Source organism: Rhodococcus sp. NPDC058532 (assembly GCF_042719255.1).
In the GTDB taxonomy this organism is placed as follows: domain Bacteria; phylum Actinomycetota; class Actinomycetes; order Mycobacteriales; family Mycobacteriaceae; genus Rhodococcus_G.
The window spans coordinates 169,029-183,646 of record NZ_JBHXNU010000002.1; the positions used below are offsets into that span (position 1 = coordinate 169,029).

The following is a 14,618-nucleotide window of genomic DNA, read 5'->3' on the forward strand; positions in this document are numbered from 1 at the left end:
AGCGGGTCACGCACGTGCTGACCGCGCCAGCCGCGCTTGGCACGGTCGATCCGACGAACCTTCCCGACCTGGAATTGGTTGCCGTCGGCGGCGACGTGTGCCCGCCCGCGCTGCTCGAACAGTTTGGGCCGGGACGTCGATTCCTCAACGGGTACGGGCCGACGGAGACCACGATCGTCGTCACCCTGACCGATGCGATGGCGGTCGGGGAGCGGATCACGATCGGTGCCCCGCTGCAGGGGGTCGCCGCGGCGGTCCTCGACACCCGGCTGCACCCCGTTCCGGCCGGTGTCGTTGGTGAGCTGTATCTGTCGGGCCCCGGACTGGCGCGCGGCTACCATCGGCGGGCCGCGCTGACCGCGGACCGGTTTGTCGCGAACCCGTACGGCGACAACGGTTCCCGAATGTATCGGACCGGTGACCTGGTGCGCCTGGACGCGCTCGGTCTGCTCGAGTACGTCGGCCGCGCCGACGCCCAGGTGAAGATCCGCGGACTGCGGGTCGAACTCGGCGAGATCGAGGCGGCGCTGTCGCGGCATGCCGCGGTCGCCGTTGCGGCGGCGACCGTGCACCGGCATCCCGTCCTCGGCGATCAGCTGGTCGGCTACGTCGTCCCCGCCGACGGTGCCCCGGTCGACGTGACCGCGGTGCTCGAGGCCGCGGCAGGGCGCCTGCCGCGGGCGTTGGTGCCGTCTGCCCTGGTCGTGCTGGAGACGATCCCGACGACGCCGGCGGGCAAGGTCGACCGACGCTCCCTGCCCGAACCCGAATTCGCCTCGGGGGCATCGTCCTACCGTGAACCCGCCGACGGGACGGAGGCGCTGGTCGCCGCCGTCTACGCGGAGGTGCTCGGCGCCGAACGGGTCGGAGCGGACGACGACTTCTTCGCCGTCGGCGGCAACTCGCTGACCGCGACCCAGGTCGTCTCCCGACTGAACGCCGCCGCTGGCACGTCCATCGGGGTGCGCGCGCTGTTCGACGCGCCGACCGTGCACGCCCTCGCCGCACTGGTCGCCGCCGCACCGACCGCGGCCGGGAACCCGTCCGCCCGGCCCGCACTGGTCGCTGGCGCCCGGCCCGCGCGGATCCCGCTGTCCCCGGCCCAGACCCGGATGTGGTTCCTCAACCGGTTCGACCCCGGCTCGGCCGCCTACACCATCCCGCTCGCGCTGCGGCTGACCGGCGAACTGGACGTCCCCGCCCTGCAGGCGGCGGTGCGGGACGTGCTGCAGCGGCACGAGTCGCTGCGCACCGTGTTCCCCGACACCGGCGAGGGGCCGCACCAGGTGGTGCTGCCCGCCGACGAGGTCGACCTCGACCTGACCGCCGTCTCGGTCCGCCCGGACGACGTGTCCGCGGAGGCGGTTGCCGTGCTCGGCAGCGGATTCGACGTCACCGCGGGCATTCCGATGCGCGGCAGGCTGCTGAGGGTCGGTGACCGGGAGCACGTGCTGCTGATCGGGGTGCACCACATCGCGGCCGACGGCTTCTCGGTCGGTCCGCTGGCCCGCGACGTCGTCATCGCCTACGGGGCGCGGCGCAACGGTGCCGCACCGGGGTGGGCACCGCTTGCGGTGCAGTACCCGGACTTCGCGCTGTGGCAGCGGACCGTCCTCGGGTCGGAGGACGACCCGCGGTCGGTGGCGGCGCGGCAGATCGAGTTCTGGCGCACCACCCTCGGCGGACTTCCCGACCTGCTCGAACTCCCGACGGACCGGCCGCGTCCGGCGGTCCGGTCGGGGCGCGGTGACCGGATCGGCTTCACGATTGAGGCCGCCGTCGTGGAGCGCCTCCGCGGGTACGCGGCCGACCACGGCACCACGGTGTTCATGGTTGTGCACGCGGCGCTCGCGGTCCTGCTGAGCAGGCTGTCCGGCGCCGCCGACGTCGCGGTCGGCACCCCGGTCGCCGGCCGTGGTGAGCGTGCCCTCGACGATCTGGTCGGCATGTTCGTCAACACCCTCGTGCTCCGCACCCGAATTGACCCGGCCGCATCCTTCGAGGAGGTGCTCGGCGGCGTGCGGGACGGTGATCTTGCCGCGCTGTCCAACGCCGACCTGCCGTTCGAGCGGCTGGTGGAGGTGCTTGCCCCGACCCGATCGAGCGCGTACACGCCGCTGTTCCAGGTGCTGCTCTCGTTCGAGAACTTCGATGCGGCACCGGTCGACCTGCCCGGCCTCACGCTGACCCCCCTCGACACGGAGGTCGCCACCGCGAAGTTCGACCTGTCGGTGACGGTGTCCGAGCGCGCCGACGCCGCGGGCGCGCTGTCCGGCACCATGGTGTTTGCCACCGACCTGTTCGACCGCGCGAGCGTGGCGACGCTCGCCGATCGGTTCGTCCGGGTGCTCGCCGCCTGCCTCGACGCCCCGCACCGCGCGGTCGGCGAGGTCGAGCTGCGTGCCCCCGACGAGATCGCGTCCACCGAGCTGTGGAACGCGACCACGGTGCCGGTTCCGGACCGGACCCTGTCGGATCTCGTGTCCGCGCAGGCGGATCGGACGCCGGACGCGCGCGCGGTGACCGCGGCCGACGGGTGCCTGTCGTACGCAGACTTCGACGCGCGGGTCAACCGGCTGGCGCGGCTGCTGATCGCGGCGGGCGCTGGCCCGGACACGGTCGTCGCGGTCGCGATCCGCCGCTCGGTCGACTTCCTCGTCGCGGTGCACGCGGTGGTGCGGGCCGGTGCGGCCTATGTCGCCGTCGACCCCGACCAGCCGGCCGACCGCAACGCGCTCGTCGTCGCGGACGTGTCGCCGCTGTGCGTGTTGACCGCGGGTCCGGTGGACGTCCCGACCGGTGCGGTCGCGGCCCTCCCGATCGACGGCCTCGACCTCGACGCCGTCCCGGCGGGCCCGGTCACCGACGCGGATCGTCTCGCGCCGCTGCATCCCGACCACCCGGCCTATGTCGTGTACACGTCCGGGTCGACCGGCAGGCCGAAGGGCGTCGTCGTGACGCATCGGGCGATCGTGAACCAGATGCTGTGGCGTCAGGGCGAATACGGACTCGACGGCACCGACGTCGTCCTGCAGAAGACGCCGGTGACATTCGACGTGTCGGTGTGGGAATGCTTCTGGCCGCTGCTGTCCGGCGCCCGCGTCGTGGTCGCCGAACCCGACGCGCACCGCGACCCCGCCCGGCTCGTCGACCTCATCGTCGCCGAGAACGTCACCACCGTGCACTTCGTTCCGTCGATGCTGGCGCTCTTCGTCGCCGCGCCGACCGCGGGCCTTGCCGACTGCACCGGCCTGCGGCGGATCTTCTCCGGCGGGGAGGCGCTGCCCGCCGAGGTCGCGGCGCGGGTGCGTCGCGCGCTGCCGGGGGCGGTGCTGCACAACCTGTACGGCCCGGCGGAGGCCGCGGTCGACGTGACGTACCACCGCGTCGACGACGCGGACACGTCGGTGGTGCCGATCGGTGCACCGCTGTGGAATACCGGTGTCCGGGTGCTCGATGCCCGGCTGCGGCCGGTGTCGGTGGGTGTCGCGGGTGAGCTGTACCTCACGGGCATCCAGCTGGCCCGCGGCTACCTGGGCCGGGCGGACCTGACCGCGGACCGGTTCGTCGCGAACCCGTTCGATGAGGCGGGCGAACGGATGTACCGCACCGGCGACCTGGTGCGGTGGAACCGGGACGGCGAACTGGAGTATGTGGGGCGCACCGACTTCCAGGTGAAGCTGCGCGGACAGCGGATCGAGCTCGGTGAGGTCGAGGCCGCGCTGCTCGCCGACCCGTCGGTCGGTCAGGCCGTCGTGGTCGTCGCCTCGACGGCGGTCGGGGAGCGGCTCATCGGCTACCTCGTCCCGACCCCCGACACCCCGATCGACACCGAGCGGCTGCGATCCGCCGTCGCCGCGTCCCTCGCGTCGTACATGGTGCCGTCCTCGCTGACCGTGCTGGACGCCCTGCCGCTCGGCCCCACCGGCAAGCTGGACCGCCGGGCGCTGCCCGAGCCGGTGCTCGCGGTCGCCGACTACCTGGCCCCGTCGACGCCCGCCGAGGTCGCCGTCGCAGGCATCGTCGCCGACCTGCTCGGCGTGGATCGGGTCGGCGCGAGCGACGACTTCTTCGTGCTCGGCGGGAATTCGCTGGTGGCCACCCAGCTGGTGGCCCGGGTGAACACCGCGCTCGGCACGACCATCCGGATCCGGGACGTGTTCGAGGCCCCCGGGGTCGCGGCACTGGCCGCCCGCGCCGACGCGTCGGACCGCGCCGCCGGGCCGCCGCTGGTGGCGGGTCCGCGACCCGACCGGATTCCGCTGTCTCTGGCCCAATCCCGGATCTGGTTCCTCAACCGGATCGACGTCACCTCGGCCGCACAGAACATTCCGTACGCGCTGCGCCTGACCGGCACCCTCGACGTCGACGCGCTGCAGGCCGCGGTGCGGGACGTGCTCGCGCGACACGAGGCCCTGCGCACCGTCTACCCGGACACCGAGGACGGACCGATCCAGGTGGTGCTCCCGGTCGAGCGGGTGGCACTGGTCCTCGACCCGGTGCCGACCACCGAGGAGACGCTCCTCGCCGACCTGGCTCGGGTGCTCACCGAAGGATTCGACGTCACCGCGGAGATCCCGGTGCGCGGCACCGTCTTCCGGCTCACGCCCACCGACGACCGGGAGCCGGTGCACGTTCTTGCGCTCGCGCTGCACCACATCAGCGGCGACGGGTTCTCCACCCGGCCGATGATCCGCGACCTGATGCTCGCGTACACGGCCCGCACCTCGAGGCAGGAACCCGGCTGGGAGCCGCTGCCGGTGCAGTACGCCGACTTCGCGCTCTGGCAGCGCGCCGCCCTCGGATCGGAGGACGATCCCGAGTCGACCATGGCGCGGCAGATCGCCTACTGGCGCGACACCCTCGCCGCGCAACCCGACCAGCTCGAACTGCCCACCGACCGGCCCCGACCCGCGACGATGACGCAGGCCGCGGCCACCGTCGAGTTCCACCTCGGGGCATCGGAACACCGCGCCCTCACCGACCTCGCGTCCCGGCACCGGGCCACCCTCTTCATGGTCCTGCACGCGGCGTTCGCGGTATTCCTCTCCCGAACGGCGACCACCGACGACGTGTCCGTCGGCACCCCCGTCGCGGGGCGCGGCCACGCCGACCTCGACGACGTGATCGGCATGTTCGTCGGAACCCTGGTGCTGCGCACCGAGGTTCGCGCGGACGGCTCGTTCACCGACCTGCTCGCCGAGGTTCGCGATCGGGACCTAGCCGCGTTCGCCAATGCGGACGTACCGTTCGAGAGGATCGTCGAGGCGCTCGACCCGATCCGCTCGACCGCGCGGCATCCGCTGTTCCAGGCCGGATTCGCGCTGCAGAACCATCGTCCCGGCAGCCTTGAGCTGCCCGGCCTGCGGATCGAGCCGGTCGACCCGGGCATCGCGCTGTCGCCCGTCGACCTCCAGCTGACGATCCGGGACCGCACCGACGAGTCCGGCGCCCCGCTCGGGCTCGGTGCCGTGTTCACCTACTCGACGGCACTGTTCGACGAGGACACGATCCGCGCCTTCGCCGACCGCTTCGCGCGGCTGCTGCGGGCCGTCGCCGCGGATCCGGGCCTCGCCGTCGGCGACCTCGAGATGCTCGGCGCCGACGAGCGTGCCGCGGTGTCGCTGCCCGCTCCTGCCCTGCCGACGATGCTGCTGCCGGACCTGCTCACCGCAGGCATCGCGGCCGGGGACGTCGCGGTGGTGTTCGACGGCGGGGGTGCGTCGTTCTCCGAGCTGTCCTACCCGGAACTGGATGCGTGGTCGAACCGGTTGGCGCGGGTGCTGATCGGTCACGGCGCAGGCCCGGAACGTCCGGTGGCGGTCGCGCTGCCGCGGTCGATGGAGTCGATCGTGGCGCTGTGGGCGGTGGCGAAGTCGGGTGCGGTGTACGTGCCCGTCGACCCGGCCTACCCGGAGGACCGGATCGCGCACATGATCGCCGATTCGGGGGTGACGCTCGGCCTCACCGACGCCGCCGGACGCGCCGCGATGCCCGCCGGGGTGCAGTGGCTGACCCTCGATGCGGCCCGCGTCGACGGCGTCTCCGCCGCGGCGGTGACCGATGCGGACCGCCGCGGTCCGGTGCTGCCCGAGCATGCGGCCTACATGATCTACACGTCCGGCTCGACCGGCATGCCGAAGGGTGTCGTGGTCACCCACACCGGCCTGTCCTCGTTCACCGCGCAGGCTCGCCCGGAGATCGCGGTGACGGCCTCGTCCCGGGTGCTGCGGTTGTCGTCGGCGAGCTTCGATGCATCACTCAGCGAGATGCTGCAGGCGTTCAATGCGGGCGCCACCATGGTGGTCGCGCCGCCGTCCGTGCTCGGCGGCGAGGAACTGACCGAGCTGATGGCACGGGAGCGGGTCACGCACGTGCTGACCGCCCCCGCGGCCCTGAGCACGGTCGACCCGGCCCGGCTTCCTGACCTGGAGATGGTCGGCGTCGGCGGCGACGTGTGCCCGCCGGCGCTGGTGGAACAGTTCGCTCCGGGTCGTCGGTTCCTCAACGGGTACGGGCCGACCGAGACCACGATCATCGTCACGCTGACCCAGCCGCTCGCGGTGGGTGACCGGATCACGATCGGTCCGCCGATCCAGGGCGTCGAGGTGATGGTCCTCGACACCCGACTGCACCCGGTTCCGGTGGGGGTCGTCGGTGAGCTGTACCTGTCGGGTCCGGCGCTGGCTCGCGGCTACCATCGCCGCAGCGCGCTGACGGCCGACCGGTTCGTTGCGAACCCCCACCGCGACAACGGTTCCCGCATGTACCGCACCGGTGACCTGGTGCGGCTCGGCGGGGACGGCCTGCTGGACTACATCGGACGGGCCGACGCGCAGGTGAAGGTGCGCGGACTGCGGGTCGAACTCGGCGAGATCGAGGCCGCCCTTGCCCGGCACGAGCGGGTGGCGGTCGCCGCGGCGACCGTGCACCGGGACGGCGCGCGCGGTGACCAACTGGTCGGATACGTGGTCCCGGTCGACGGCGCAGACGTCGATGTCGCGGAGGTGCTGGCGGACACGGCACGACACCTGCCCCGGGCACTCGTGCCCGCGGCGGTGATCGTGCTCGAGTCGATCCCGATGACACCGGCAGGAAAGGTCGACCGGCGTTCGCTGCCCGCACCCGAGTTCGGCTCCGGTGCGGCCGAATACCGAGAACCGTCCACCGGGTCCGAGCATGCGGTGGCCGCCGCCTACACCGAGGTGCTCGGCGCCGACCGGGTCGGCGCCGACGACGACTTCTTCGCGATCGGCGGCAACTCGCTGTCCGCCACCCGCGTCGTCGCCCGGATCAACGCCGACCTCGGCATCACCCTTGGCGTCCGCGACCTGTTCGAGGCACCCACCGTCGCGGGCCTCGCCACCCGCGCCGCGGCCGCGGCGGCCGCCCCGTCCCGGCCTGCGCTCGTCGCCGGGCCACGCCCGGACCGGATCCCGTTGTCGGCAGCGCAATCCCGAATGTGGTTCCTCAACCGATTCGACACCACCTCCGCCGCGTACAACATCCCGTTCGCGGTCCGGCTGACCGGTGGGCTGGACACCGGCGCGCTCCAGGCGGCGGTGCGCGACGTGCTGGCCCGGCACGAGTCGCTGCGCACGGTGTACCCCGACGCCGCGGACGGCCCGCACCAGGTGGTGTTGCCCGCCGACCGGGTGCGCCTCGACCTCGACCCGGTGGACGTCGCGGAGTCCGACGTGGCCGCGGCGGTGGTCGCCGTCCTCGGCGCGGGCTTCGACGTCGCGGCCGACGTCCCGATCCGCGGGCGCCTGCTCCGCGTCGCCGCCGACGACCACGTGCTGCTGCTGTCGGTGCACCACATCGCCACCGACGGATTCTCGGCGGGCCCGCTCGCCAGGGACGTCGTCGTCGCCTACGAGGCCCGCCGGAACGGCACGGCCCCGGCCGTTGCGCCGCTGCCCGTGCAGTACGCCGACTTCACGCTGTGGCAGCGGGACGTGCTCGGGTCCGAGGACGACCCCGACTCGACGGTGTCCCGGCAGATTGCCCACTGGCGACGGGTGCTGGCCGGGCTGCCCGAGGTGATCGACCTGCCGACGGACCGCCCGCGCCCGGACACCCGGACCGGGCACGGCGACCGCGTCCACTTCACCATCGGTGCCGACCTCGCGACCCGGCTGCGGGACCACGCCGCCGAGCGCGGGGTGACGGTCTTCATGGTCGTGCACGCCGCCCTCGCGGTGCTGCTGAGCCGAATGACGGGCGGCACCGACATTGCGGTCGGCACCCCCATCGCGGGCCGCGGCGAGCGGGCCCTCGACGACCTCGTCGGCATGTTCGTCGGCACCCTCGTGCTGCGGACCGACATCGCTCCGGGCCGCTCGTTCCGGGACGTGCTGACCGAGGTGCGGGACGCCGACCTCGCGGCCTTCTCCAACGCCGACCTGCCGTTCGAGCGGCTCGTGGAGATCCTGGCACCGGTCCGCTCGAGCGCGTTCACCCCGCTGTTCCAGGTGATGCTCTCGTTCGAGCACTTCGGATCGACGCCGTTCGAACTGCCGGGCCTGACCCTCACTCCGCTCGAATCCGATGTCGTGACAGCGAAGTTCGACCTGGCGGTCACGGTGTCGGAGAGCGCGGACGCCGACGGTGCGCTCCCCGCCGCCATCACCTACGCGACCGACCTGTTCGACCGCGTCACCATCGAAACCCTCGCGGCCCGCTTCGTTCGGATCCTCGACTCCGCGTTGACGACGCCGCACGCCGCGGTCGGGGACATCGAGATCCTCGACGCCGACGAGCGGGTGACGCTGCCGGTGCGCGCGGGAGCCGATGCGCCAGCCACCGCGCTGCTGCCCGACCTGCTGACGGCCGGTGTCGGTGTCGGAGACGTCGCGGTGGTGTACGACGGCGGTGGCTCGTCGTACGCCGAACTGTCGTACCCGGACCTCGACGCTCGGTCGAATCGGTTGGCGCGGGCGCTGATCGACCGCGGAGCCGGGCCCGAACAGGCGGTCGCCGTTGCCCTGCCGCGGTCGGTGGAGTCGATCATCGCCCTGTGGGCGGTCGCCAAGACCGGCGCCGCGTACGTGCCCGTCGACCCCGCCTACCCGGCCGAACGAATCGCGCACATGATCACCGATTCCGGTGTGCGGCTGGGTATCACCGATGAGGTCGGGACGGCGGCACTGCCCGCAGGAGTCGACTGGGTGACCCCCGGCCACGCCGATCCGTTCACGGCAAAGCCGGTGACCGACGCCGAGCGCACGACAGCGTTGCGTCCCGACCACGCGGCGTACGTGATCTACACATCCGGATCGACGGGCGTGCCGAAGGGCGTCGTCGTCACCCACACCGGGCTGGCCGCCTTCACCGCCACGGCCCGCCCCGAGCTCGGCGCCACCGCGGCCTCCCGGGTGCTGCGGTTGTCGTCGGCGAGCTTCGACGCGTCCATTTTCGAGATGATCCACGCCTTCAGCGCGGGCGCCGCGATGGTGGTCGCGCCGCCCGACGTGATAGGCGGCGCGGAACTCACGGACCTGCTGGCACGCGAACGCGTCACCCACATCCTCACCGCGCCAGCCGCGCTCGGCACCGTCGACGCGGACCGGCTTCCCGAGTTGGCGACGGTCATCGTCGGTGGTGACGTGTGCCCGCCGATGCTGGTCGAACAGTTCGTCGGCGACGGAGCAGGGGTGCGTCGCCGCTTCTTCAACAGCTACGGGCCGACCGAGACGACAATCGTCATCACGATCGGCGACGACCTGCACCCGGCCACCCGTCCGAAGCAGAACGTTCCGAGCGGCTCGCCGCGGCGTATCCCGATCGGCTCGCCGATCCAGGGCGCCGAGGTGATGGTCCTCGACACCCGGCTGCGGCCGGTGCCGGTCGGGGTGACGGGTGAGCTGTACCTGTCGGGCGCGGCGCTGGCCAGGGGATATCACCGACGCGGCGCGCTGACCGCGGAACGGTTCGTCGCGAACCCCTACCGCGACAACGGTTCCCGCATGTACCGCACCGGCGACCTGGTGCGGCTCGGAGCGGACGGCCTGCTGGACTACGTCGGCCGGGCCGACGCGCAGGTGAAGGTGCGCGGGCTGCGGGTCGAACTCGGTGAGGTCGAGGCCGCGCTGACCCGGCACCCGGCGGTCGCGGTCGCCGCGGCCACCGTGCACAGGCACCCCACGCTCGGTGACCAGCTGGTCGGGTACGTGGTCCCGGTCGCCGACGCGGTGGCCGAGGCCGCCGCCGTGCTGGCCGAGGCGGCGCGGCACCTGCCGCGGGCACTGGTGCCGTCGGCGGTCGTGGTGCTGGACACGATCCCGACCACACCCGCCGGGAAGATGGACCGCCGGGCACTGCCCGCACCGGAGTTCGGGTCCGGCGCGGCGGACTACCGCGAACCGGTCGGCGCCACCGAGCTGCTCGTCGCGGCCGTCTACGCCGAACTGCTCGGGCTGGAGCGGGTCGGCGCCGACGACGACTTCTTCGCCGTCGGCGGCAACTCGCTGACCGCAACGCGTCTCGTCGCCCGGGTCAACGAGGCGGCCGGTGCGGGAATCGGGGTTCGGGACGTGTTCGAGGCGGCCACCGTCGCCGCGCTCGCGCTGCGCGTCGAGAACTCGACCGGATCGGCGCTCCCCGCGCTCGTCGCGCGGCCGCGTCCGGCGCGGATCCCGCTCTCGCTGGCGCAGTCCCGGATGTGGTTCCTCAACCGCTTCGACCCGGAGTCGGCCGCCTACAACATCCCGGTCGCCATCCGGCTCGACGGCGACCTCGATGTCGCGGCGCTGCGGGCCGCGGTCGACGACGTACTCGACCGGCACGAGTCGCTGCGGACGGTGTACCCGGAGGACGGGGACGGCCCCGTCCAGGTGATCGTGCCCGCGACCGAGGTCGGTCTCGACCTCACACCGGTGGAGGTGACCGAGGCCGAGCTGACCGCGCGGATATTCGACGTGCTCGGTCGGGGCTTCGACGTGACCACCGCGGTACCGGTCCGCGGCCGGCTGCTCCGCACCGCGCCGGACGCCTTCGTGCTGGTGCTGGCGATCCACCACATCAGCAGCGACGGCTTCTCCGTCGGACCGCTCGCCCGTGACGTCGTCGTCGCCTACGAGTCACGGCGGCGTGGAGCCGCTCCCGGGTGGGAGCCGCTGCCCGTGCAGTACGCCGACTTCGCGCTGTGGCAGCGGGAGGTGCTCGGGTCCGAGGACGACCCCGACTCGGCGGTGTCCCGGCAGATCTCCTTCTGGCGCCAGGCACTGGCCGGACAGCCCGACCTGCTCGAACTACCCTCGGATCGGCCGCGGCCCGCGGTCGCGTCGACCGCTGGTGGGAAGGTCGGCTTCGACATCGACGCCGACACCCACCGGCTGCTGGCCGACCTGGCCGCCAGCGCGAGTGCCTCACTGTTCATGGTGGTGCACGCCGCGTTCGCGACCTTCCTTGCGCGAATGTCCGGCACCGACGACATTGCGGTGGGCACCCCGATCGCGGGGCGCGGCGGGCACGCCCTCGACGGGATGGTCGGCATGTTCGTGAACACCTTGGTGTTTCGGTCCGCGATCCGTCCGGGGTGGGCGTTCGACGAAGTTCTCGCTCGGGTCCGGGAGGCGGACCTGGCGGCGATGGGCAACGCGGACGTGCCGTTCGAGCGACTGGTGGAGGTCGTCAATCCGGTGCGGTCGACCGCCCGGCACCCGCTGTTCCAGATCGGGTTCTCCTTCCAGAACCAGGAGGCGGCGAGCCTGGAGCTTCCCGGCCTCACCGTCAGCGGAGTGGACTACACCTCCAACCTCACACAGTTCGATCTGCACCTCGTTGTCACCGACCGGTACGGCACGTCCGGTGAGCCGCTCGGCATGTCGGCGGCGTTCACCTATTCCGCGGCGCTGTTCGACGAGGCCACCGTGCGCACCCTCGCCGACCGGTTCGGTCGGCTCGTCGCGGCCGTCGCCGCCGACCCGTCGACGACCGTCGGTGACATCGACCTGTTGGACGGCAGCGAACGTGACCTGATGCTCGTGGACTGGAACGACACCGGCCGCCCGCTCCCCGCGGATCGCACCCTGGTGGATCTGTTCGACGAGCAGGTCGCTCGCACACCCGACCACCCGGCACTGGTGTTCGAGGACCACCGGCTCACCTACGTCGAGTTCGACGCTCGTGTGAACCGGCTTGCGCGGCACCTGATCTCGCTGGGTGTCGGTCCGGAGTCGTCGGTTGCCCTTGCGATGCGCCGCTCGATCGACCTGGTGGTCGGCATGTACGCGACGGCGAAGGCGGGCGGCGCCTACGTGCCGATCGACCCCGATCATCCCGCCGACCGGATCGGGCACATCCTCGCCACCGCGGCACCGGTGTGCGTGCTCACCACCTCGGTCGATCGGGTCGCCGTGCGTGGCGTCGCACCCGTGCTCGACATCGACGACCTCGACCTGTCGGGATACCCGGACACGCCGATCGAGGCGGCGGAACGTCGGGCGCCGCTGCGCGGTGCCAACACCGCCTACGTGATCTTCACGTCCGGGTCGACCGGAACTCCGAAGGGCGTCGCCGTCGGGCACGCCGCGATCGTCAACCAGTTGCTCTGGAAGCAAGCAGAATTCGGACTCAATTCGACCGACTCGGCCTTGCTCAAGACCGCCGCGACCTTCGACCTGTCGGTGTGGGAATTCTGGTCCGCACTCACCTCGGGTGGATGCCTCGTCGTCGCGGCCGCGGACGGGCACCGCGACCCGGACCACCTGCTCGAGCTGATCGAGGAGGAGGGCGTCACCACCCTGCACACCGTGCCGTCGATGCTGTCGATGTTGCTCGCAGCGGCGGGCGGCACGCTGCCGTCGTCGCTGCGGCGGGTGCTGGCGATCGGCGAGGCCCTCCCCGCGGAGACCGCACGCGAGTTCCGGGCAGGCAACCGAGCCGAGCTGGTCAACCTGTACGGGCCAACCGAGGCCGCGGTCAGCGTCACCGCGCACCGGACGAGCGACGAGGACGGCGTCACCATCCCGATCGGCGTGCCGGAGTGGAACACCCGGACCTACGTCCTCGACGAGCGGCTGCGGCCCGTCCCCGTCGGTGTCCGTGGCGAGCTGTACCTGGCCGGTACGCAGCTCGCCCGCGGCTACCACGGTCGGGTCGGTCTGACCGCGGACCGGTTCGTCGCGAACCCCTTCGGCGATGCCGGCGAACGGATGTATCGGACCGGCGACGTCGCCGCGTGGCGTGCCGACGGTCGCATCGAGTACCTGGGCCGGTCCGACTTCCAGGTGAAGGTACGTGGCTTCCGCATCGAGCTCGGCGAAATCGAGGCGGCGCTGCGCCGGTGCCCCGGTGTCGACGCGGCGGCCGTCGCCGCGGTCGACGACCCGACGCTCGGCGGTCGTCTGGTCGCCTACGTGGTACCGAACCCGGGGACCGACCTCGATCCCTCCGGAGTGCGCTCCGCACTCGGTCGGGAGCTGCCCAGCTACATGGTGCCTGCGGTGATCGTCCCCCTCGACGCGCTGCCGCTTGGCGTCACCGGCAAACTCGATCGGAAGGCGTTGCCGGACCCGGTCTTCACACCGACCGAATACCGCAGGCCGGGGACGGACGGGGAACGCGCGGTGGCATCGGTGTTCGAGGAACTGCTCGGTGTGCAGCGGGTCGGTGCCGACGACAACTTCTTCGAACTCGGCGGCAACTCGATGGTGGCGGTGCGCGTCGTGACCCGGCTCAGGGAGCTGACGGGAGCGGAGGTGTCGCTGCAGCTGCTCATGACGGACCCCACCCCGGCGTCCATCGCGGCGCGCATGGCGGCCGGTCACGGCGATGCGGAGTCCGCGCTGCAGGTGCTCTACCCGATCCGCACCGCTGGCACCGATAGCCCGCTGTTCTGCATCCATCCGATCGTCGGATTGTCCTGGTGCTACACCGGTCTCGCGCAGCACCTCGACGCCTCGCGGCCGGTCTACGGGATTCAGTCCCCGGCGATCGTGGCGGACGGCGACGCGCCAGCCTCGCTCGACGAGCTCGCCGCGCGGTACGTCGCCGAGATCCGGCGGATCCAACCGTCGGGCCCGTACCACCTGCTGGGGTGGTCGCTCGGCGGGGTCCTCGCACACGCGATGGCGGTGCAGTTGCAGCAGGTCGGGGAGCGGGTGGAGTCGCTGACCATGCTCGACAGCATCGCCGAGCGGATCGAGCGGACCGAACCGGCCGCGCCGGTCGGTGCCGCAGATCTGTTGGCGGGACTCGGATTCGACGGGCAGCTTCCCGCGGGCCTGGACACCCTGTCCGCGGAGGCCCTCACCGAGGCGGCGTCGACGCTGCTGCCCGCAATCGGTGGACCGCTCTCGGTCTTGACTGCCGAGCACGTTCAGCGGATGATCGCGAGCGCCCAACACAATTCCGACCTCATGGAGCGTCATCGGCCGGGAGTGTTCGCGGGCGATCTGCTGTACTTCACCGCGGCACTGGATGATTCCACGGGATCACGAGGTGCCCGGACGTGGCGTCCGTTCGTCAGCGGAGGCATCGAGAACCATCAGGTCGAGAGCACGCACTGGCACATGACCGTGCCCGCGTCCCTCGACACGATCGGCCCGGTGACGCGGGCGCACCTCGCCGTCGCCGACGGTGGGCCCGGAGCCTCGACGAGAAACGGACACTGA

At 72.1% G+C, this 14,618-nt stretch carries 1 protein-coding gene (only partly in view); it reads left to right on the forward strand.

All coding sequences use genetic code 11. The features are described from left to right. On the forward strand, positions 1–14,618 hold the 3' portion of the coding sequence (locus ACFWQG_RS03515) for a non-ribosomal peptide synthase/polyketide synthase (RefSeq protein ID WP_378506203.1). Its footprint begins 13,042 nt before the window's first position; the window shows 14,618 of its 27,660 coding nt (coding positions 13,043–27,660); its start codon lies off the left edge, out of view; the stop codon is at positions 14,616–14,618.